This is a genomic window from Aeribacillus sp. FSL K6-1121 (assembly GCF_038003725.1).
Lineage (GTDB): Bacteria > Bacillota > Bacilli > Bacillales > Aeribacillaceae > Aeribacillus > Aeribacillus composti.
Genome location: NZ_JBBOPS010000001.1, coordinates 2,775,093 through 2,798,796 on the forward strand (window position 1 = coordinate 2,775,093; position 23,704 = coordinate 2,798,796).

Consider the following 23,704-nt stretch of genomic DNA (forward strand, 5'->3'; position numbering starts at 1 on the left):
GAGGCTCTTTCTCATCACCAACTGCATATACATAGTTTTCTTCACTGCCATAGCCTGCATCCGCAATGACTGCTTTCGGCTTGGGTAAAGAAAAAGCCGCCAGTTTCTCAATATTTTCTTGGATGAGCTTTTCGATTCCCCGGCAGGAATAAATCTTTTGGGAATAAGCGTACAGAAAACTATATTTTTTGCATCAATTTTTCTATTCGATTGGAGCTTCCGAAAATCTCAATATGGTATTTGACATTTTCATATGCGGCACGGATAACATCTTGATGAAACACAAAATAATCTGTATAGCAAGAAGATTGGACATTTTTATTTATATGATTGATAACATTGTTGAAGGTTGAAGTAGCAACATTAATTTTTCTAATTCCTAACTTAATGCATTCTTTAAAATCATTCTCTTCGATTCCCGATCCACCGTGCAATACAAGCGGTATTTCAACTCGCTCATCAATTTCCTTCAAACGGTCAAACCGCAAATTTGGTTCACCTTTATATACGCCGTGGGCGTTCCCGATTGCAATTGCTAATGCATCTACTTTTGTTTCTTCAGCAAATTTCTCAGCTTCTTCAACCCCTGTAATAGTTATTTCGATATCTTCTGACCCATCTTCGCTTCCTCCGACTCTTCCAATCTCAGCTTCAACGGTTGCACCGTAGAAGTTCGCCAGTTTAACAATTTCTTTTGTCTTTTCTATATTTTCTTTTAAAGGTAAATGTGATCCATCATACATGACAGATGTAAAGCCGATATCAAGTGCCTGCTTGATTTTTTCATAAGTTAAACCGTGATCAAAATGAACTGCTACTGGGACAACAGATTGTTTCGCAGCTTCAACCATTAATGGGCCGATTAAATGAAGTGGAGAATGCTTCAAACGAACTTCGGCAATTTGCAATATAATGGGCGATCTTAATTCCTCTGCCGCTTGGATCGCCCCCATAACCATTTCCATATTTGCAACACTAAATGCACCGATTCCAAAATTATCCTCTTCTGCACTTGCGAAAATCTCTCGCATTGTCACTAAAGGCATTTATTCATCATCCTTTTCCTATACCGACTATTTTCTGGGGAAAATCTGTACTTGCTATTACGTTTTCTATACAAAATCTTCAATGAAAAACAACGAATTTTTTTCTTAAATGGTTTGTTAAAACTCGACTTTCACCGGTACTCCTTTTTCAAATGACTCTTGCGCAGCTTTGGCAATTCTTTGTGCTTGCAAGCCATCAAATCCACTGCACAAAACAGATTCATTATCCATGCAAGCATGAACAAATTGCTTAACTTCTTCAATATAGGCTTCAGAATAACGTTCAAGAAAGAAATAGAGCGGTTTATCCTTCACAACATGGTCAGATGTTGATAATTCAACTGTTGTCGGCCGGCAATTATCAGCAGTTGCCGCCCCTTTATCTCCAAAAATTTCTACTCTCTGATCATATCCATAAACGGCCTGTCTGCTATTATCAATGACACCTAATGCACCATTTTCAAATTTTAGTGTTACAACCGCCGTGTCGATATCACCGGCTTTGCCAATTTCTGAATCAATTAAAACGGCTCCTTGAGCAAAAACTTCAACTACTTCACTGTTTACAATATAACGAGCCATATCGAAATCGTGGATCATCATATCCATAAATAAACCGCCTGAAGTCCGCACGTAATCAATGGTTGGCGGTTTTGGATCCCTTGAAGTAATTTTTAAAATATGAGGTGTTCCAATTTGTCCTTGTTGAACAAGATCGTGTAGCCTTTTAAAATTCGGGTCAAAGCGTCTGTTAAATCCTACTTGAAATTTGACGCCAGCCTTTTCAACTTCCTTAATTACCTCTACTGTTTCTTCAACTGAAAAACTAACCGGTTTTTCACAAAAGATATGCTTACCGGCCGCCGCAGCCTTTTTAATAATTTCGGCATGCGTAGTAGTTGGAGAGCAAACAAAAATGGCATGGATTTCCGGATCACGTAAAAGATCCTCATAATTATCCGTAACTATTGAAATGTTCTTTTCTTTTGCCCAATCTTCCATTTGAGCAATCATTACATCCGATATTCCTTTAATCTTTACATTTGGTATATGCTGCATGTTTTCTGCATGCAGCCGCCCGATTCTCCCTGCTCCAATAATTCCAATGTTTATCATGTTCCGATCTCCTCCATTTTCACCAAGAAAATGACCATCATTTGGCATGATGAAATCTGCTTGCTCATCATTAAAAGTTTTTTATTTAAGTAAATAAAGGATCATTATATTAATGAGCTCGAGCTAAAGAAGCTCGAGCTATTTAATGGTTTTACGTGTCCGACACACTTGTTGTTGCGAACAACCATCTTTTCATCAGTTAACAAAAATTTATTCTTTCGTAATGCTTTTCAAGAATTCTAATTTTTCTTGCGCATTTTCTTTTGTGATGACATCAATGCCGCTGTCAATTCTTTTTTCAACTTTTTCACCTTTTATAGCTTTAATTGCATTTTCAACTCCTAAATATCCCATGTCATAAGGGCTTTGAGCAATTGTTCCGGCTAATTTTCCGGCTATAATCGATTCAACAGCTTCAACTGTACCGTCTGTGCCAATGACCGGGATTTTCATTCCTTTAGCTTCAACTGCCCGGAGCACTCCAAGTGCCATATCATCGTTTGCAGCAAATACACCTTTAATATTTTTATTGTTCTGTAATATATTCTCCATTACTGACATCGCTTTTGATTTATCACTATCTGCCGGTTGTTCAGCTACTACTTTCATCCCAGCATCTTCTAAAGCTTTTTTGGCTCCTTTTATACGCTCATCTGTTGCAGTGTTCCCAAGAGCACCGCTAATAAGAGCTACTTCATCCCCTTTATTCAACATTGATGCAAGCAATTTTCCAGCTTCCTGACCAGCTGTGAAGTTTTCTGTTCCAATAAATGTTGTTTTATCTTTCAGTTCTGCGTCTGTATCAATGAGCAATACAGGAATGCCCTGTTGTGTAGCCTGTTCTAGTGAAGGAACAACAGTTGAAGGCTGAGTTGGCGAAACAACTAATGCCCCCGGCGATTGATTGATTTGGTCCTCAATCATATTTACTTGTTCGATCACTTGAGACTCTGAAGCTGGTCCTACAACATTTACTTCAACACCCAATTCTTTTCCAGCTGCTTTCGCACCAGCCTCTACATATTTCCAATATGGGCTGCTTAACGTTTTTAAAACGACTGATATTGTTTTACCTTCTAATTCGTTGCCTTCTTTCTCACTACTTCCCCCTGAAGATTTTTCACCCCCACATCCGGATGCAATAATCATGCTAGCAGCCATTGCTACAACACCTAAAGATTTCACCCATTTTTTCATAAAATCATCCCCCTTGAATTTATAAATAAATTTTTTAATATTAACACTACTCAACTTTCGCAGCTCAATTTTGGTAAATAAGCCTTGATATAATTAGGCAAAACTACAATCCATTTACGTAATTGACTTTCGATGAATTTTTTAATCTTTTGATTTACATTTTGAAGTGCATCTTCAAGAATTTCAATGAGTAGTTGAAGTGCAAAGGCCCAATCTAGTTCATCGATTTCATCACAAAGTTCATAAAAAATGCCGCCTAATGTTCGATAATCTGTACTTACTCGGTTTTGCCAAGACAAAACAATGTACCTTGTAAACACAATAGTGGTATGGCTGATCATGGAATCATAAGATCTTCCTTGGAACTCTTTTTGGAGTTTCAATAAGGATTTGACTGTTTTGAAGAATACTTCAATATCCCAACGTATCCCATAAATACGAATGATTTCTTGATCCGATAAAGTACAGTCTGTACTCAAAATAGCTAGCCACTGTCTCTTTTTATTACGATTACGGACAAATACCACTTTAACAGGTACGCCATTTGCCATCGTTGTGTGAATAGAGCGCAAAATACCCTTTTGATGTTGTGATGGTTTAGCTGTTTGGTATAGTTTTTTTAGGCTCACCCATTCACCGTTCACTTGATATCTTTGTTTTGTATCCTTCACCATTCCAATAACATCCAACCCTTGATCCACAATGGACTTGATCAAAGGCTGTTGGGTAAACCATGTATCCATTAAAACGTATGAGGCATCGATTCCTTGAGAAAGTGCCCGTTTAATCATATTGGGAATAACTTCCGGCGCTTTTTGTAAAGCTTCGACACGCCGCTTATAACCGGATGTACGCTTATCGATTCGGTTATCAATCCCATTGATTTGGGAATTCGTAGAGCTTAATAAAGCAAAATCAATAGGCAAAAATGTAGCACCATCTGACCAGCCGAGTGTAAGCATACGAAATCCTTTGTAATAACGCATTTTTTGAGAAGAATGATCGAAACAGCGAGCAAGCAGTTCAACCTTTTTACTGCGATTTCGTTCATAAGATGAGTCGTCCACGATCAGCACTTTCGGACGGTCGTGTCTCGTTAAACTACTTACCTTCATAATGGTGAAAGTACTCAAAACAAGTAAAAACCTGCGCCAATTGTATTGAGGGTTATTTAAGAAGCGATAAATAGCGTTTTTTTCCGGCAAATCTTTAGCTTTTTTACTTTGAAGAAGTCGAAACAAATTTTTGCCTTCAAAAACTAAACTAAAAACTAGCTGGAATAAATAGGCGCAGGAATAACCGAAACCCTTGTTAATTCCCACTTTCCTTAAATATTTTAAGATTTCAAGTTCATCAAATATAGCTTTTACTTCTTTTGGTAGTTGATTGTTCAGTCTGTTATTCGTTATCATAATAAGAGACACCTCACCTGCTTTTGGTAATGTTTTTTCTGGACAATTAAACTATACCAAAAGTTGAGGTGTTTTTTTTTTGCAAATTTTTATGTCAAGAAGTATTCGAAACAACCAACAAACCCATTAACCGTAAGGCTTAGAAATCCAATTTACTGTGAGAAAGTTGAGTTAACACTATTTTTGAAAAAGTTAGTCTTTCTTGCTTTTTCTCTGTCTAATCACATCTACATAAACAGCCGCTATAATAACAAATCCTATGACTGCCATTTGAAAATCTGCTGAAACATTCAATAAGTTAAGGCCATTTCTCAACACAGCAATAATTAAAGCTCCTATCAGAGTTCCCCAAACTGTTCCAACTCCACCAAAAAAGCTTGCTCCGCCAATAATTACCGCTGCAATGGCATCCAATTCATATGATAAACCTGCTAGCGGGAAGGCAGAATTTACTCTTCCTACCATAACTAATCCTGCTAGCGATGCCATAAAACCACTGATCGTATAAACAATGACAAGAACACGATCAACATTGATTCCGGATAAATGAGCTGCTTCTTTATTTCCTCCAATTGCATAAATATATCTTCCGGTTTTTGTTCTAGTTAAAAATATATGGAAAATGATATACATCACGATAACTAGCAAAAAGCTCACAGGAATTGGACCGACAAATTCTCTCCCCAAAAATTGAATTAAATACGGAAATCCGGCAATAGGTGCAGCTGCTGTTACAATCAGCGCTAAACCACGTGCTATGTTCATTGTTCCAAGAGTAGAAATAAACGGATGAGGCAATTTAAGCTTTGTCAGCAATATTCCGTTTAGCCACCCAAAAAAACATCCTACTAATAAGCAAACAAGAATTCCTAAAATGGGATGCATGCCCATATTAACGGAAACAATCCCCATTAACATGATTGAAATAGCTAAAATGGATCCGACCGATAAGTCGATACCTGCAGTCAAAATCGGTAAGAGCATCCCTAAAGCCAACAATGCATTAATGGATGACTGTCTGGCGATATTCATGATGTTGTTGATGGTTAAAAACTTATCCGATAGAATCGTGAGAACTGTACATAAAATGATAAGCCCGATCAGAGCGCCAAACTTACTAAGGTAATGCTTGACAGATTTCTTTTCAACATTCGTTTCCGAGCTGTTCACCGCTAACTCTCTCATCAATTACTCCCTCCTGTAGCCGCTTTCATAATCTTCTCTTGCGAAGCTTCATTTATAGGAAAGTCTGCTGTTATTTTTCCTTCAGACATCACCAGTACGCGATCGCACATTCCCAAAATTTCCGGCAAATCAGATGAAATCATTAAAACGATGGCTCCATTTTCAACTAATTGATTCATCAACCGATATACTTCCACTTTAGCGCCAACGTCGATACCACGTGTCGGTTCATCAAATATAAAGACTTTCGCTTTTGTACAAAGCCATTTGGCTATAACGACTTTTTGCTGGTTTCCTCCGCTCAGCTTTCTTGCATTCAGTTCAATATTTCCCGGGCGGATTTTCAATTCTTTTACATAGCCCATGGCTCCCTGCTTGATTTTTTTCAAATCTATTAATTTGCTCTTTTTTCTAAAGTTATCCATATTAGCAAGGACAATGTTCATGTATAACGGTTGATCCAGCAGCAAACCTTCACTTTTTCTATCCTCTGTAATAAAGGCTATTCCGGCAGAGATGGCGTCCCTAGGTGATTTAATGTCGACTAATTTTCCGTCAACATAGATCTTCCCTTTTTCCTTTTTATCTGCACCAAAAATGGCTCTTGCCAGCTCCGTTCTGCCGGCACCAACAAGCCCGGAAATACCGACAATTTCGCCGCGGCGAATACTAAAGCTGACAGGTTCTTTAAAGCCGCTAACTTTTAAATCTTCGACTCGAAAGCCTTCTTCCCCTAACGTAAAGGTTTGTTTTGGATATTTTTCTTCAAGAGTTCTACCTACCATCAATTCAATCCAATGATCCGTGCTCGTTGTCTTTACTGGAAGTGTATCGATTTTAAAGCCGTCTCTTAAAATAGTGATTCGATCGCCAATTCGTTTAATTTCTTCAAGTCTATGAGAAATAAATATGATAGCAATTCCTTTTTCTTTTAATTGTTCGACCGTTTTATATAACTGTTCTACCTCCGACTGGCTCAAACTCGCTGTTGGTTCGTCCATGATAATTAATTTCGCATCTAAAGTAAGAGCTTTCGCAATTTCAACTAGCTGCTGCTGACCTATTCCTAAGTAACCGAGCGGCTGCTCTGCAATAGCTGGATCTTGTCCAAGCATCTGCAAAAATTGCTTCGCGCTTTCTTTCATTTGTTTGTGGTTGATAAATGAAAATTTTCCATTCCCTTTAATTTCCCGGCCTAAAAATATATTTTCATAGACTTTCAGCTCTGGAATCACGTTTAGTTCTTGGTATATCGTTGCTATTCCAAGCTGCATGGCATCCAAAGGTGAGCTGATTTGAACCGGCTGGCCTTCCCAATAAATTTCTCCTTCATCTTTTTGATAAGCTCCCGTCAAAATTTTAATCAACGTTGATTTACCAGCCCCATTTTCGCCTAACAGCACATGAACTTCCCCAGGTTTCACTTCAAAATCAATGCCCTTCAAAACATGATTATTTGAAAAGCTTTTTTTAATGCCCTTCATCACCAGTAAGCTTCCTTCAGCACTAGCCAATGTTTTTTCCTCCTTTCTCTGCGTATAGGAACTAATCTATTAAGAGAATCAACAGCTATTCTGAAGACAAAATCATAATATTTTAGATGTTTTCAAGGAAACTTTTTCTTGCTTAAAAAACGATTCTTGTGCCGCAACAGCAATTTCTTGAGCTTTTACTCCATCTTCAACAGTTACTTTAGGTTGATACCCCTCTAGTAAAGCATTGAAAAAGTCTTCCAGCTCGAGATAATAGGCGTCTTTAAATCTAGTCGGAAAATCTTGAACAATATCATGAACTGCGCCAGAACTGGTCAAAACTTGAATGTTATGTTGACGCAAGCCGCCAATAAAAATAGTTCCTTCCGTACCTATTACTTCCGCACGTATATCATAGCCATAATGGGCATTTCTGCTGGATTCAACGTCACCAACGGCTCCCGATTCAAATTCTAAATAACAGAGAGATTGATCCACATCTTGATATTTGGACATAAACGGATATTTTAAAACTTTGCCGTGAGCTGATACTGCTTCAACGTCTGATTCCATTAAATACCTTGCAATGTCAAAATCATGAATGGCCATATCAATAAATATACCGCCGCTATTTTTTATAAATTCTTCAGGAGGCGATGCTGGATCTCGGGAAATTCCCCGAAAATAAATTGGTTTTCCGATATCTCCTCTTAAAATTCTTTTTTTGGCTTCAGCGTACGCTGGATCGAACCGTCTCATAAAGCCGACCTGACAAATTGTGTTATGCCGCTTCATTATTTCAAAAATTTCTTTCGCTTCGTCTAAATTGCTGACAAGCGGTTTTTCAACAAAAACTGCTTTATTGCTAAAAGCTGCTTCCTTCAACAGTTCAAAATGCGTACTCGTAGGAGAAGCAATGATAACAGCCTCAATCCGATCATTTGAAAAAATATCACTTGGATTTGTAGTGAAGTTAGGAACATCTAATTCTATGGAAACTTTTTTGGCAAGCTCTTCATTTCTATCACAAATGTATACTAGTTCAGCGGATTGGATTTTTGTCTTAACGTTTACGGCATGCCAATATCCAAGACGTCCCAGCCCGATCACTGCACAGCGAATTTTTCTGTTCATTTTCATTACCTTCCTAAAATTTATTTAGACTTGCTACTACGGATTGATTGCGCAAAGATTCATAACCTTTTTCTATATAATGAATAACTTGAATAGAATTTCGGATTCCATAAACTGGTTGTTTTCCGTTGATAATGCAATCATTTACATGCTCCACTTGATTGAAATACTGATTATCTTTATATGTTTCAAACAGTATTATTTCGTTATTGTCATCTTTTACAATTACTTTGCCCTTTTGATCTGATGACACATCAGGCCGAAAAGAGGAATCTACTAAAATGGTTCCGCGCTCTCCTATAATTTCATACCGATTAATAAATGGCAGCTTCATGCTGGCGGTAATTTCGGCTGTTCTTCCAAACTCATCTACAAAAATACAAGTTGATAACATATCCACTTTATGTTCAGGGTCAACTTCCCCCAACATAACAACTTTCTCTGGTTTTATTCCGATGATCTGGCTCATCGCATGAACTCCGTAACACCCGACATCCCACATAGCTCCTCCGCCTAATGCGGGGTTTAAACGAATATCATCCCGGTCTTGCAAACTCCAAGAAAAATGTGATTTTACATGCAATATGCTTCCGATCATCCCCGAAGCCAATAAATCCTTTACACGTGCATGTTGTTTATGGAATTGATACATAAAGGCTTCCATAAAAATTACGTTGTTTTGCTCTACAGCTTCCTGAACCTTCAATAATTCTTTCGTACTAACAGCTGCAGGCTTTTCTACTAAAATATGCTTTCCCTTCTGTGCAGCTTTTATTGTCCATTCGGCGTGCAGGGCATTTGGAAGAGGAATATAAACTACATCAATCGATTCATCTTCTAACAATTGATCGTAATCACTATAAACCTTTGGAATATTGAATCGGGCGACTTTTTCTTTGCTTCTGCTCGCAATCGCTACAACTTCGGAACGAGAGGATTGTCTCAGGGCAGGAAGAAGCTGCTCGTAAGCAATATTAGCTGCACTCATAATTCCCCACTTTACTTTTTCCATTTTGATCACCTTTCACAAAATTTTCTGAACGGCAAAGGTAAAATCATGACCGCCCAGCATCCCATTACAATCAAAGTTACGAATCGATTGTTTCGATTAACGGGTGACATTTTTTTAAAAGAGCGAAACTGTTGTTTGTTTCATCCTCCATGCCCTGCTTAAGAGTTGTTTAATAATTTTTCATTTATATACTTACGAGCAATTAAAGCGTATTCCAATGGATGGGCTATTGACGGATCTTGTTCGGCTTCAACGATAATCCATCCTTTGTATTGATGGTCCAATAGTTTTTGATAAAGTACGGTAAAATCAATGCAGCCGTCCCCTGGTACCGTAAAGATTCCGCTTAAGAAGGAATTCATGAATGATTTTCCTTCTTTTTTGCACTCCTCCATTATCTTTTTTCTTACATCTTTAAAGTGCACGTGTTTTATGCGGTCAATATGCTTGTTTAATAGCTGCTGGCAATCTTCATCGGAAACATAGATGTGGCCTGTGTCATAGAGCAGGTGCACGTAGTTTGCATCAGTGTTTTCCATTAACCGATCAATCTCCGGAAGGGTTTGAACCCCCGTTCCCATATGATGGTGATAAACTAATTTCAAACCGTACTGCACAGCGATTTTTCCCAGTTCGTTCAGGCCTTCGCACAATTGGGTCCACTCGGCATCTGTAAAGTGCGGCTTTTCGGAAAAAACATTTTTATCGGTACCTTGAATGCTGTAAGTCTGCTCAGAAACTACTGCCACATCTGCATGAACTTCATACAAGTATTGACAATGCTGATGGAAAGCCCGTTTAGCTTCTTCTATGCCGTCGCGGATAATAAAACTGCTAAACCACCGTCCTGCTATTTTTAAGTTTCGCAGCTTCAATTCCTTGTTTAACACTTTCGGCTCAGGGAAAAAGCCGCCAACTTCGGTGCCTTCAAAACCTGCGACAACAATGTCGCTTAAAAGGTGCTGCAACGTATTTTCAGCTCCGATTTCCGGTATATCATCATTTCTCCAGCCGATCGGCGAAATTCCCCATAAGATGTCTTGCTCTCCCATTGTTTGTCTCCTTCTTTAATATTGTTTGGCAGTTTTTAAATTTTCTTGTTTTTCTTTAAATGCTTTTTGCACACTTTCCTTTTCAGAGACTTCCGCAACCCCGACATGCCACCAGCTTTCATAGCCATTTGTCATGGTCTTTGGAAGCACTTTCATTTCTATTAAAGTAGATACATTTTGTTTCTTGGCATCTTCTAATGCTGCTTTCAATTCTTCGACTGTATTGGCACGGTAAGTTTTGGCTCCGTAGCCTTCAGCCACTTTTGCATAATCAATGTTCATGATTTGATTGTCATGTGTTCGGAATTCGCAATAATAGCTTCCCATTCCATTGCCCATTTGCAGGTTGCTAATACAGCCAAATCCTGAGTTGTCAAACAGCAAAATATTAATTTTATGATTATATTGAATGGCTGTAACCAATTCAGAATGCAGCATGAGGAAGCTGCCGTCGCCCACCATGGCATAAACTTCTTTGTCAGGCTGCGCAAGCTTGATTCCTAAAGCACCCGACACTTCATATCCCATACACGAATACCCGTATTCCATATGGTATGTGTTAGGTTCTGTTGAATGCCATAAGCGTTGAAGATCTCCAGGCAATGAACCAGCTGAACCGATGATGATACTGTCAGGCGAAACCGCTTCATTAATCGCCAATAATGCAGTGGTCTGCGCCAATTCTGTATTTAACGCATCTGCATATTCATTCAGCACTTCTTGGGAAAACTGATCTTTTATTTCCGGTGTAAAGTTTTCCCTGTCAAACACTATCTTGCTTAAACGGTCGCGCTCTCTCAGCCACTCCTCTTTTAATTCGACAATTTGATCTCCGAATTCGCTTTTATACCCGTCCAACAGCGGGAATAACAGCTCCAAAGTTGTTTTGGCGTCTGCGACTACTTGAAAACCATCCATTTTATAGGCCTGCAAACGGCTGACATTAATGTTCAAAAACTTTGCCTGTTCAAAATTGAACGCTGTTTTCGACGAAGTCGTAAAATCTGTATATCTTGTTCCCACTCCAATAATCAAATCCGCTTCTTTAGCCGCTTTATTGGCAGCTAATGTTCCGGTTACTCCGATTCCGCCCAAATTATTTTTAAATGTTGATTCGACTGTCGATTTTCCGGCTTGCGTTTCGACAAGCGGAATATCGTGCTTCTCGGAAAGCTTGATTAAAATATCCCTCGCTTGGGAATATTTTGCACCGCCGCCCACAATGATAAGTGGTTTTTTGCTTGATTTTATTAATTCTGCAGCTCCCTTTAGCTCTCGATCGGTCGGCAATTTGCGGTCAAGATAGTGCACCCGTTTTTCAAAAAATTTCTCATCAAAATCAAACGCTTCCCCTTCGGCATCTTGCGAAATGCAGATGGTCGCAGGACCCGCTTTGGCCGGATCTGTCATCACTTCAAAAGCTCTGATTAAACTTGACATCAACTGTTCAGGGCGTGTGATCCGATCCCAATATCTTGATACGGGCTTGAGCGCATCATTGGTTGTCACCGCCGTACTATATTCATGTTCCACTTGCTGCAAAACAGGATCAGGCTGGCGGGTTGCAAAGGTATCTGCAGGGAGCAGAAGGACGGGAATATTATTGGAAAGAGCTGTACCCGCTGCCGCGACCAAGTTGGCCGACCCCGGTCCAACCGACGTGGTGACGGCAAATATTTTTTGCCGAAGCATTTGTTTGCTGTAAGCAATGGCTGCATGCGCCATTCCTTGTTCATTTTTCCCTTGAATTACTTTTAAATGGCCGGGATCTTGCTCAAGCGCCTGGCCAATTCCTAAAACATTGCCATGTCCGAACACATTGAAGATTCCTTCCACAAAGGGAAATTCTTTACCGTCAACGTGAATGTATTGTTGGTTCAAAAATTTGATTAAAGCTTGAGCTGTTGTCAACCGGATAGTTCCCATCTTTTTCACCCCTGATCGTATTCAATTATGATCTTTCGGCAATGAGTTGTTCGATTTCTTCTGCTTTCGGCATTGCATCAGAAGAGCTGTGTCTGCTGACGACAATAGCTGCTGAGGCGCTCCCGTATTTTAAAGCCGTCTCAATGTCCTTGCCTGTAATTAGCGCATACAAGAAGGCTGAAGCGTATGCATCCCCTGCACCGAACGTTTTTAATACTTTTGTCCGATAAGCATTCGCTTGAAATGTTTCACCTGATTTCGCATACGCATAAGAGCCTTCAACGCCATGCTTAATGATAATCAGGTCGGGCGAATGCTGAAATAAATAGCGAACGGTCTCCTCGTTTTTCCCGTCTTTTGTTCCTTCCATGATATCGTATTCGTCGCGGGTGCCGATCACAACGTCTGCCTTTTCCGCCACCAATGAATAATAAACAGAAGTTTCATCAGTAGATATCCAAGTGTACGGGCGATAATCCAATTCAAATATGACTTTCACATCATGTTTTTTCGCCAGAGAGATCGCTTTCAAAACAGCTTCTCTCGAAGGGCTTTTAGATAGCGCCGTACCGGAAACAAGCAAAATTTTGGATCTTTTGATATATTCCTCATCTACCTCGGACGGTTTCAAATAGAGGTCTGCTACATTTTCACGATACATTAAGATGCTGCAGTCTTCCGGACTTTTAATTTCTGTAAAAGTCAATCCGGCTTTATGCCCCTCCTGATCAACGACCATATGGGATGTGTCAACCCCAACATTGCGCATATACTGCTCAATAAAACGGCCATGCTGATCGTCTGAAATTTTTCCGATGAATCCAGCCTTCAGCCCTAATTTTGAACAGCCAATGGCAATATTAGCCGGAGAGCCTCCAACATATTTTGTAAAAGTCATCGTTTCTTCCATCGGACGGTTGTATTCCACAGCGTTTAAATCAATGCATGCACGGCCAATTGCAATGATGTCAAATTCTCTGTCAGTATTGAAATCATATCTCATCTTTGATAAACAGCTCCTTGTATTTTTTAACGTTTCAATATCCATTCATGATCAGGGTCATTGTAAAATTTCCAAATCCGTTTCGGGCCTGCCATAACATTTAAATAATAAGAGGTATAACCGTCTGGTACGCCGACCGGATGATATCCTTTCGGCACGATGACAACATCGCCGTTTTCAACTGTCATCGTTTCATCTAGTGAACGATCGTCCGTATAAACTCGCTGAAAAACGAATCCTTGAGGCGGATCCATTTCATGATAATAGGTCTCTTCCAATAGCGACTCATTTGGCAAGTTATCACGGTCATGCTTATGCGGAGGATAGCTTGACCAATTGCCGCTTTCCGTAAACACTTCCACCACTAAAAGACTATTCGCACTTGGATCTGAATCAGGCAAAATATTGTGGACAAAACGTTTATTGTTAAGTATCCCCCTATGCTCGATTCCTACATTTTCTGCTTTAATCCATTTCGTAGGCAGCTGACGTTCAGACGGGGAATAGCATAAGGCAACGCGCGCTTTTGTTACTCCTTCAACCTCAAAATGGCGCTGATTGGAAACATATACGCTGTCCGTCGGGATCTTTTCAAAAACACTTTCCCGCGTGCCTAAATTTTCGAAATTTTCATCACCGACTGAAACATTAATTTTTCCCGTTAAGGCGACGATGCAGCATTCTTGGTTTCCTAATAATTCCGAATATTTTGCGTTCGGATCTAAATCGATGACTTTAAATCCCACATATTCCAAAGGAGAGTTTTCTGATGTTACTTCATGAACAACCATTACTCCCTTTTCGATTTCTTTCTTGTTCGGTTTTCGCAGCAAATGACTCATATATACCTCCCTCACATGGCGGCGATTTTCTTTTTCTTAAAGGAAAAAAACCGAAAAAACAATTGTTTTCTTAAAGCTTTTGACAAAGCCGTCGCGCTCTCTTTTCCGATTCATTTTCAGGCTCATGAAGCTGAATAATGAGCCTGAAGGATGAATCTTCTATCACATTACCAATCTATTATTCAAAACTTGGCGTTTTATAGCGCGCTGTGACAACCTTTTTGCGCGTATAAAAATCAACGCTGTCTTTTCCGTTGGCGTGCAATGTTCCAAAGAACGAAGACTTCCATCCGGAGAACGGGAAGAACGCCATTGGAGCCGGCACTCCTAAGTTAACGCCTAGCATACCTGCATCAATATTTTCACGGAAATAGCGAATGGCTTGAGCGTTCGTTGTAAAAATACATGCGCCGTTGGCAAACTCAGATCTATTTGCAATTTCGATCGCTTCTTTTAAATGTTTCACCCGAATGATCGATAAGACAGGTGCAAAAATTTCGTCCTTCCAAATGGTCATATCAGTTGTAACATGGTCAAAAATCGTTGGTCCGATAAAAAACCCGTCGTCAGTTGCGCGATTGCGTCCGTCACATACCAAGGTTGCGCCTTCTTCAACACCCTTTTCAATATAACGGATCGTGCGTTTTTTATTTTCTTCTCGGATGACCGGTCCTAGCAAGACACCGTCATCAAGGCCGTTGCCCATTTTAATATTTTCTGTTTCTTCTTTTAACTTGGCGATAAATTGATCAGCAATTTCTTCCTCCACCGTCACAACTGAACATGCCATGCATCGTTCTCCTGCTGATCCGAATGCTGAAGAAATAATGTTGGTAACAGCATCATCCAAGTTGGCATCCTTTAACACAATCGTATGGTTTTTCGCTCCAGTCAACGCCTGAACACGTTTTAAATTTTCACTAGCCCGTTTATAAACGTATTCGCCAACCGGCTTGGAGCCAACGAACGAAATCGCTTTGATATCCGAATGATCCAAAATTCCATTGACAACATCATGCGCTCCATTTACCACATTTAATACACCTTTTGGAAGACCCGCTTCTGTAAACAAGTTGACTAATTTTTCGATTAAGAGCGGCGTTCTTTCAGATGGTTTTAATATAAAAGTATTGCCAAGCGCTATTGCCATTGGGAACATCCAGCAAGGCACCATCATCGGGAAGTTAAACGGAGTAATCCCGCCGACCACGCCGATCGGATAGCGGTAATTGGTCGCCTCAATATCAGTCGCAATCGTTGATAAGGAATCCCCCATCATTAAAGTAGGCGCTCCTGCCGCAAACTCTACATTTTCTATTCCGCGCTGAACTTCTCCTAATGCTTCAGAATAACTTTTTCCATTTTCAATCGTAATGATCCGCGCTAATTCTTCCCTATGCTTTATTAACAGCTGCTGAAAATTAAATAGAATTCTTGCACGGCGAGGAACAGGGACGTTTTTCCATTCCTCAAAAGCTTTTTTGGCAACTTCTACAGCTTCATCCACTTCCTCTTTTGTAGAAAGCGGAACTTGGCCAATTACTTCTTTTGTAGCAGGATTGTAAACATCTTCATATTTTGTTGCTTTACTTTCAACCCATTCGCCATTAATGTAATTTTTTAATTTTAATGCGTTAGACATTTTCTGTCCCCCTTAATTCATCAACACTAGTTGACCATAAATAGTTGGTATGTTTTTTAAAAAATTGATGATATTATTGTTATATATTAGTTATATTTTGGTTATATCTCGATTTTTATGATAATATTAAAAGCGTTTTCAGTCAACAAAAATTTAAAAATATTTCTGCGACTAATCGGCTAAATCTTCATTATTATTGAACTTATAGGGTAATATAGATATAATTAACGTTGATGGTTAAGTTTTGGTTAACTTTATAATTTGTTTCAAATATTAGCCAGTGAAAACTAAAGAAAGCAAGAGGGATCCACATGTTAAAATCTAAACGAATAGAACAAATAGAAAAATATGTTTTTGAACATCAAACCGTTTCGTTGGACGAACTTGTTAAGGAATTCAATGTGTCAAAAAACACCATCCGGCGCGATGTTCAACAATTAGTTGAACGGGGAACGATCAAAAAGGTGTACGGAGGAGTTGCTGTTAATCATACAACATTAGAATCATTTACGGTCAGACAAACCCGCAATCAAAAGCAGAAAAAAGCCGTTGCCAAAGCAGCCGCAAAATATGTTGAGGACGGCGATATTATTTATATTGATTCGGGAACAACAACATTGGAAATGGTGGAATATTTGCAAACAAAACAGGTTACGATCATCACAAACAATTTGGACTTTATCATAAATTCGTACCCTTATCCAAACTTAAACGTTCTGACAACAGGTGGAGTATTTGAACGTAAAACGAAATCGTTCGTCAGTCTCAAAAATATGGATATATTACAAAGCTACAATATTAATAAAGCTTTCATGGCATCAACCGGCATCTCCATTTCAAATGGCGTAACGAACTCTTCCCCGCTTGAAAGCGAAATAAAACAAACAATTGTAAAAAGAAGTGAACAAGTTTATTTATTGGTAGATCATGATAAATTTGATAAATACGCTTTAATGACTTATTGCCGTCTTGATGAGGTTGATTATATTATTACGGACACTGCTCCGAGCGAGCAATACCAGGAATTTGCCAAAAAACACAATATCCAGCTTGTCATTGCTGATAATGAAAATTAAACATAAAACATCGTTGACAAGCGGCTAGCAGCTTTTTCTTTTGTCAAATTGTTTTTGAGGTGACTGAATCCTTGTTCTCATCATGATTTCCTCAAGCTTGTTCACCTTTAACGATGGAGACATATTTTAATAGATTTTCGAAATCGTTCCTGCTATTCTATGGAACAGGAAGAAATTGATTCATTCAGTAGATAAGTGTAAATGTTTTTATTTTAACGGACACAACAGAGTGAAAGCCATTCGATTATTCTATTTTCAAGCTGCTGGTCGAACCAATTGGCAAAAAGGATTTAAACCTGCGGCTACAATTGGACAATTTGCAAACAAAGAAGCCCTCCCTTCAACACCGCTTGATCAAAAATCAACTTAGTTATGCAAAAACCCCCGCCTTTTTTTCGTTTTGGGAACTAACTGTTGCAAAGTATGTATAAAGATTTTTAAGGCAAATCATGAAAACCTCCTTCGGCAAACATAAAACCCTTGGACAAATCCTTTTACTGGATTGCCCAAGGGTTTAAGAATATTTGCGAAACGAATTCATGAGTTGAGGAGCTACACCACATGTCGCTCACCGCCGCATATTTGCTTAGCAAGTTCTTCCTGAAACATTCTTCCGGTGATTATACCCCAACAGCTTACGAAGCAATGTTTCCAACCACCTTTTCCTCATCTAAGAGATGGTTTCAACAAAAAAAGAGAATTGCCATAAGATTTCTATAATCAGGAACTGTATCATACGACTGGAATTTTTAGTAAATCCTCAAAACAAAACCTATCAAAGGAAAAATACCTCCTTTAAAGGCTCTGCCTTAGAAAAGGCTGGGACCATAAGATGCGAATGGGTAATTATAAGGGTAATGATGGTAATGATGGATATAATTTGGATTTTGGCGGGTCGAGCTAGTTTGATCATTTTCATATTTCTTACGTTTACAGTTTTTATGTGGGCCGATAAATGTGTTCGGTTGAATAGGAGCTATAGTTTTCTTCCATTCCTGTTCATTCAGGCAATAAGTATGCGCCATGATATTTGACGGAGTAAGCTTTAAGATATCTGAACCTAAAATCACCTCAGGAGTCGGGGCATCAAATATTGCCAGAAGGTGTGTATTATCCTTGGTTGCTACTTCGTAATGCCACCATGCTTGCGGAATATTTACCACCTGCCCCGGCTTAATTGGATAGTTATGAATTTGTTTTGTAAATGGGTTCAACATCGAGACAGTGGCAGCACCGGAAATACAATAGACCAGCTCAGCTGCATTTTGATGATAGTGAGGTTCTATAACATTATTTTTGCTTAAAAAAATATCCAATAAAGATATGTTTTCTAATGTGTTTAACTGTTTAATTCCCAAGATATTTATAAAGTTGTGTTTATCCTTTGTGAACGATCTACTCTTGTTGACATCGAAGGTGAATTGCGTTTTAGGTGATGTGTAATCCAAATATGCAACCATGTGCACTCATCCTTTGTGTTTAAATATTTCACCATAATCTATGCAGACACGTATTAGTAGTGCAAGTACCTAAATAAAAAAGCCAAAGATCTCCCTGTACCTAAAATATGGGCGATAAAAAATTAGGGATAATCTTTTCCGAAAGGGTAATATGCCGAAACTTCCTTGAGCTTTCTCGCAGCCAAAGGCAATTTTCCCCTTGACCGATTCGCTATATATGCAGGATGGAATTTTGTCATGAAGACGTACACATTAATCGGAGCGAAATAGTTGAACTTTTATCGTTGCAAAAACATCAGGCAGCTCAATATCAACGTCATCTCTATTTTGTGATTTGGCCAGTTATTTTTCAGTCAAAATCATTTTTGAAAACAATAATGACTTTGTTTTAATTCGAAAATAGTTGCACAACTGACCAATGTAAGACTATACTTTTTGGGATAAGCAAATCACATACTGCCTAAGCCTTCCTTGGTCAATGGTTATAAATTCAGCATTCTGTTTGAGAGAAGAGTACTTCCTAATTGTAAAAAATAAAATGTTAAACAATAACTAATTTACCAATATTCCAAACCATACTAACTTGATACTTGGTTTATTCATAATATTCATTTATATACCCCTCGTAAGAAGATGATTTATTAAAAAAAATGAGAGTATAAAAAGAAACAGAAATTCAAAGCCCCAAAAAATGAATTTTAACATTTTATTGTTTATCTTTCCTCCTAATTGCCAAGCAAGAATAAACATAGACAAAATTAAGGGGAATAAACCTAAATATAGATTTTTAGTTAGTACTATAACGATCAATGCTAAGAAAAAAAGAGCAGTTGATAGAAAATTTGCAAATTTTGCACTCATGACATGACCTCCAATATTATAATGGGGTTATATACCATTCTATTATTGCTGCCAATGTAAGGAAAATTAATATTATACTGGTTAATAGGGTTATTTCAAATAACGTCTGTTTTATTAGCTGTTTTGCACTTAAAGAAGTACGGAAATATTCAATAATAATTGATACGCCTTTTAATCCAATGATTCCACTTATTAATATCGCAGGTATCTCAAATATTCCATGCGGGATTAGCTTTACAAAAATACTTGAAATAGACAATCCAAGCTCCAATTGCTGCTGAATAGAGGAACCGACTATTAACCCATTAGTTATCAAAAATATAACAGTAGAAATACCAAGAGAAAGTAATCCTGAAGCAATAACTAGTGATGCCTTTATATTATTAAAAAGTAAGTTTTCTACATCAGAAGCCTGTATATAGTTTAAGTCTCCTCTTACTGCATCTATTCTAAACAAATACCCCCCTGCCATCCCCCCAAAAAATAAAAGTAAAGAAATGACAAACAATATTTTGTTATTAGATACAAGCTTACGAACAACATCTTTTATACCCCTTCCCTGAAAATTCATTTGCTCATCATTTCTCCAGAATTTTTACCTAAGTAAACTGATGTAATACGCTTTTCTATTGAATCGAGACTTAATTTATTGGTTGAAAATTCCTCGACAATTTTACCTTTATGTAAAATCCCTATTTTATCGCATAGAGAATGTGCCAATTCAAGTAAATGTGTCGTTAGAATAACTGTTTTATCTGCTTTTACAAACTTTTTTATATACTGTCTTATAATATGTGAATTGATTAAATCGATTCCTGTCAAAGGTTCATCTAATAATAATATATCTGGATCGTTCAATAATGCTGATGCAATAGATACCTTTTGTTTCATTCCGTGGCTATATGTCTTAATCAATTCATCTTTTGCTGATGTTAAATTGAAGAGGTCAATTAAATAAGAAACTTTATCTTTTCGCAACTCTTTCGGAACATCTAAAATAGATGCAAAGAACAAAAGATATTCTTCCCCGCTTAAATATTCATATAAAGAAGCGGAATCAGGAACAAAACTTATTTTTTTATTGCTTTTATTACCAACAGGATTCATATTATCAATGTATATTTCACCATTATCTGGTTTGGATAAACCTGCAAGGATACGTAGAAAGGTAGTTTTCCCAACACCATTCGTACCAACAATCCCATAGATACAACCCGTATCCACTTGGAAATTAAGGTTATCTAAAACGATATTTTCATCATATCTTTTAGATAAATTTTTCACCTTAATCATTTTTTAAGAAAACCTCCCTGACTGAAATTTGTTTAGTATACGCAGCAACGATGGCATAAGCGCAAAAGAAAAAAGCAACGAGAATTAATATAAGAATACATGCAACCATAGTGTTTAATTTTAATCCGAAAAATTGATCTGCGATCAGTAATCCTCCTATGAAAACCGTGTATAGATAAGTTAGACCATTATTTAAAATGCTTTCTATAAAATTAGCTTTATGGGATTCACCAATTTCATAGGGATGCTCCCAATTTATCCGTGGGTATAACGCTGTTGAGAATATTTGAAATAAACCACTCAGTCCACCATAGGTGAGCATAATAGTGATTGATAAAGCATACAGAAAAATATTTACATTTATAAAAACAGAAGATAATAAGACGACGAAAAAAGTGACTAGAAATGTAAAAATAAAATATATATACCATTTTTCTTTGACAATATCCCACATTGTATATTTGGTATAAACAAGCAAGTGTATATTCTTGGCCTCTGTATCAATCGCTAATATCATTTTTAGTGATTCGCCAACAATTTGAAATATGGCAAAAGCAAATACTGTTATAATGGATAAAAAAAACAACGGTGATGTTGAATCAATAAAATGTTGTACGACTGGCAAGGCAATTCCGATAAATACTAGCAAGCCTAATATAGTTTTTCCTATATGCCCAATAAACCATGAACTAACACGCTTAATATGAAGTATGTCTTTTACAAAAAAATATTTATTCGTATTTATGAACTTATCTTTATCAGATATAGAGTTTTTACGGGTACGAATTTGGTAATAAGGTATTAAATCTAAATGATTTAATGTTTTGATCCATATCAAAGTGAATACACCAGCTATGGATAGCATGAAAAGAAAAACGATGAAAAGTATATGAAATTCCAGATTATATATGTCCTTAGGCAGACCGAGTTCCATTAAAAAAGACTGATATTTTATCACAATATTTGCTAATTTAATTCCAAATTTTTGTGAATTGAATAACAGTGAAGCGATCGTGAAGGGTAATAAAAAAAATAAGAGCGCAACGACTATAAATAGAAAAAAGCGATTTAATAAACGCAGTGATTGTATATAAAAAAAATGGGCAAACAAAAAGCGGAAGTATGAAAAAAACATAGTCATTATTAAACTTAATAGACTAAATAGCGGAAAATAGTAAATCAAAAATTTCAGCTCAAAACTTGGGTAATTTATATGTATCCCTAAAACTACAGGCATTAACAAAACGAACCACATTATCACTGTATTTTTCAATGAGTCACCATAAATAGAAGCAATGACTTGCAACACTCTATAACTTTTTAATTGAGACAACATTTTTGTCGTGTCATAATAAAAAACAGAAGATTTTTTATTAAAGAAACTTAATGAGTTGAAGAAAGCAAGAAATATTACAAAGCTCAAAAAGGCATTTAACCATGTATTTGCATCTAGATCCTTGATGATATAACCAGTTAAAAATACTGTGAAAAAAAACAAAGCACTCATAATAAAAATCACAATGAGTGTAATCCATCTATATATCTTTCTAAGATCAATTTTATCCAGCTGCCAGTCTGCTAAAAATTTTCGCAGAGCAGATTTTCTGTTATATTTTATTATATTGATCATTTTATCTATAAAAGAAAAGACAGAATTACTAGTAAACATTATTGAATTGGCACCTCCTGACTAGGTAAACAGAAAAAAGAAGGGGCATGTTAATTTTAGTATTAGCTGCGAATACAAGTTTTGCCGGATTTCCGCAGCTTGTGCTTGTACTCTTTCAGCTTTAATTACCAAGCAATAGCATATTTTCTTCCTGAATTTTGAATAACGGCTTTAATTGCAGTAATACCTCCAATTGCGCCGCTAAGTCCAGCTACTGCCGCTACAATCGACCAAAGAGTTGAACCTCCAGAAACCAAATCAATAATAAGCCCTGCTGTAGCCTGTTTAATTCCGAGTTTAGTAGCTAATCATGCGAAAGATGAATTTACAGTTCCTATTTCAGTAGTAACTTGAGCTGCCATTAAACCTAATGCAAAAGTTAAAAGACTAGCAAGAAATCCTTTTTTTCAGGTCTACACATTGCTTCATTGATACTATCTCCTAAATTAGCAATTTTATACAAATACCTTCAATCCCCTAGATTACCATATATAGGGTTGATTGTAAATTAAATTCCATATAACACTTGTAAAATAGGAACTACTAACTATTATCATGCTTTCATCCTGGTACACAATTTTATTAATAGTTAACCGTGTCCGATTGTTCCATATAAGCCAAATTTTTTTCATATAAGGCCCCATTTCTCAAAGCCTTGTTGTATAAGACCTTCCATTAACGCTGCCAAGGGAAGAAAAAATACATAGAGCACAAACAGTATAAGACATATCTTTAATATCTCTTTTTTTGGAAAAAGGGCTTTTTTAATCACTTAAAAGTCACTACTGCAGGCTTTAGTGCGAATGCCCCAACAAGTATAATTGCTAGGATTCCAAAAACACATGAAAAATTGTATATTTAAATACAAATCAAAAAGAGAATGGGGGTGTTTAATAAGTCGTTTTTACGGCTTATTGACGCCCCCATTAATGCTTTAGAAACGTTAATATATCGGTGTTTATGATTTTTTATTTTCAATGGCGATTTGACTTTCAAAGACAGCCCCTACTAGTACTTAATAAATATCCTTGTAAAAGGATATACCAAAAAAACGAAACCAAATGAAAACACACCAATACATGCTGGCAATAAAATCATGAAATTATGAAAAAATATAGACTGCCACGTAAGCTCCTCATCATCGAGGTTTTCTGAAACTATTACTACAGCCTCCTGTTCCATGTCTGTTGCTTCTCTTACATCAGTTAACTGCAAATAAATCATTGGTCCACAAAAACTTATTAAAACAATTAAAAGTGAAAGTAAAAAAACATCTCGATTTCTTTCCAAAAATGCCATACCAAAC

The 23,704-nt window shown here is 37.3% G+C and carries 20 protein-coding genes and 1 pseudogene; 2 read left to right on the forward strand and 19 right to left on the reverse strand.

Translation table 11 applies throughout. The features are described from left to right. Positions 1-179 precede the first annotated feature (179 nt). From NSQ61_RS13440 to iolA, 13 genes are all read right to left on the reverse strand, one after another. Positions 180-1,046 (reverse strand): class II fructose-bisphosphate aldolase, encoded by an 867-nt coding sequence (locus NSQ61_RS13440; protein WP_063387626.1) that lies wholly within the window; start codon positions 1,044-1,046, stop codon positions 180-182. Positions 1,047-1,163: 117 nt separating this feature from the next. Further along, complete coding sequence (gene iolG, locus NSQ61_RS13445) at positions 1,164-2,162, reverse strand: inositol 2-dehydrogenase (protein WP_340807311.1); 999 nt, start codon at positions 2,160-2,162, stop codon at positions 1,164-1,166. A 210-nt stretch (positions 2,163-2,372) separates the two neighbouring features. After that, entirely contained in the window at positions 2,373-3,359 is a 987-nt protein-coding gene (locus NSQ61_RS13450; protein ID WP_117017312.1) for a sugar ABC transporter substrate-binding protein, read from the reverse strand. Positions 3,360-3,409: 50 nt separating this feature from the next. Continuing rightward, positions 3,410-4,771 (reverse strand): IS4 family transposase, encoded by a 1,362-nt coding sequence (locus NSQ61_RS13455; protein ID WP_094245809.1) that lies wholly within the window; start codon positions 4,769-4,771, stop codon positions 3,410-3,412. A 192-nt stretch (positions 4,772-4,963) separates the two neighbouring features. Further along, complete coding sequence (locus NSQ61_RS13460) at positions 4,964-5,956, reverse strand: ABC transporter permease (protein ID WP_063387628.1); 993 nt, start codon at positions 5,954-5,956, stop codon at positions 4,964-4,966. Then, positions 5,956-7,440, reverse strand: coding sequence for a sugar ABC transporter ATP-binding protein (locus NSQ61_RS13465; RefSeq protein WP_340808129.1), 1,485 nt, complete (start codon positions 7,438-7,440; stop codon positions 5,956-5,958). The genes NSQ61_RS13460 and NSQ61_RS13465 overlap by 1 nt, the downstream gene beginning before the upstream one ends. Positions 7,441-7,542: 102 nt before the next feature. Then, complete coding sequence (gene iolG / locus NSQ61_RS13470; protein WP_066248131.1) at positions 7,543-8,562, reverse strand: inositol 2-dehydrogenase; 1,020 nt, start codon at positions 8,560-8,562, stop codon at positions 7,543-7,545. A 13-nt stretch (positions 8,563-8,575) separates the two neighbouring features. Next, complete coding sequence (locus NSQ61_RS13475; protein ID WP_340807315.1) at positions 8,576-9,574, reverse strand: Gfo/Idh/MocA family protein; 999 nt, start codon at positions 9,572-9,574, stop codon at positions 8,576-8,578. Between the two features lie 158 nt (positions 9,575-9,732). Further along, positions 9,733-10,626: a myo-inosose-2 dehydratase gene (gene iolE, locus NSQ61_RS13480; protein WP_063387631.1), complete on the reverse strand. Its 894-nt coding sequence runs from the start codon at positions 10,624-10,626 to the stop codon at positions 9,733-9,735. A gap of 15 nt (positions 10,627-10,641) precedes the next feature. Next, on the reverse strand, positions 10,642-12,552 hold the full coding sequence (gene iolD / locus NSQ61_RS13485; protein ID WP_066248127.1) for a 3D-(3,5/4)-trihydroxycyclohexane-1,2-dione acylhydrolase (decyclizing): 1,911 nt from the start codon (positions 12,550-12,552) through the stop codon (positions 10,642-10,644). 25 nt (positions 12,553-12,577) lie between these two features. After that, complete coding sequence (gene iolC, locus NSQ61_RS13490) at positions 12,578-13,555, reverse strand: 5-dehydro-2-deoxygluconokinase (protein ID WP_094245022.1); 978 nt, start codon at positions 13,553-13,555, stop codon at positions 12,578-12,580. 26 nt (positions 13,556-13,581) lie between these two features. Next, on the reverse strand, positions 13,582-14,397 hold the full coding sequence (iolB, locus tag NSQ61_RS13495; RefSeq protein ID WP_094245021.1) for a 5-deoxy-glucuronate isomerase: 816 nt from the start codon (positions 14,395-14,397) through the stop codon (positions 13,582-13,584). A 178-nt stretch (positions 14,398-14,575) separates the two neighbouring features. After that, on the reverse strand, positions 14,576-16,039 hold the full coding sequence (gene iolA / locus NSQ61_RS13500; protein ID WP_130158049.1) for a methylmalonate-semialdehyde dehydrogenase: 1,464 nt from the start codon (positions 16,037-16,039) through the stop codon (positions 14,576-14,578). A gap of 311 nt (positions 16,040-16,350) precedes the next feature. On the opposite strand from iolA, the gene NSQ61_RS13505 reads away from it, so the two are divergent. Together NSQ61_RS13505 and NSQ61_RS13510 are read left to right on the forward strand one after the other, a co-directional pair. After that, entirely contained in the window at positions 16,351-17,115 is a 765-nt protein-coding gene (locus tag NSQ61_RS13505; protein ID WP_063387636.1) for a DeoR/GlpR family DNA-binding transcription regulator, read from the forward strand. A 229-nt stretch (positions 17,116-17,344) separates the two neighbouring features. After that, on the forward strand, positions 17,345-17,485 hold the full coding sequence (locus NSQ61_RS13510) for a hypothetical protein (protein ID WP_327863433.1): 141 nt from the start codon (positions 17,345-17,347) through the stop codon (positions 17,483-17,485). 439 nt (positions 17,486-17,924) lie between these two features. Here NSQ61_RS13510 and NSQ61_RS13515 read toward each other — a convergent pair whose 3' ends face one another. The 6 genes and pseudogenes from NSQ61_RS13515 to NSQ61_RS13540 form a co-directional block, all read right to left on the reverse strand. Next, entirely contained in the window at positions 17,925-18,575 is a 651-nt protein-coding gene (locus tag NSQ61_RS13515; RefSeq protein WP_327863434.1) for a cupin domain-containing protein, read from the reverse strand. An 877-nt stretch (positions 18,576-19,452) separates the two neighbouring features. Further along, positions 19,453-20,007: a stage II sporulation protein M gene (locus NSQ61_RS13520; protein WP_130158051.1), complete on the reverse strand. Its 555-nt coding sequence runs from the start codon at positions 20,005-20,007 to the stop codon at positions 19,453-19,455. After that, positions 20,004-20,729 carry an ABC transporter ATP-binding protein gene (locus NSQ61_RS13525; protein ID WP_117017319.1) on the reverse strand — a complete coding sequence of 242 codons (726 nt, stop codon included), beginning with the start codon at positions 20,727-20,729 and terminating at the stop codon, positions 20,004-20,006. The genes NSQ61_RS13520 and NSQ61_RS13525 overlap by 4 nt, the downstream gene beginning before the upstream one ends. After that, positions 20,722-22,398: a hypothetical protein gene (locus tag NSQ61_RS13530; protein ID WP_130158053.1), complete on the reverse strand. Its 1,677-nt coding sequence runs from the start codon at positions 22,396-22,398 to the stop codon at positions 20,722-20,724. The genes NSQ61_RS13525 and NSQ61_RS13530 overlap by 8 nt, the downstream gene beginning before the upstream one ends. A 125-nt stretch (positions 22,399-22,523) precedes the next feature. Further along, positions 22,524-22,694: pseudogene (locus NSQ61_RS13535) on the reverse strand (circular bacteriocin, circularin A/uberolysin family); the annotation flags it as partial. 712 nt (positions 22,695-23,406) lie between these two features. Beyond that, positions 23,407-23,697, reverse strand: coding sequence for a hypothetical protein (locus tag NSQ61_RS13540; RefSeq protein ID WP_130158054.1), 291 nt, complete (start codon positions 23,695-23,697; stop codon positions 23,407-23,409). Between the last annotated feature and the right edge of the window lie 7 nt (positions 23,698-23,704).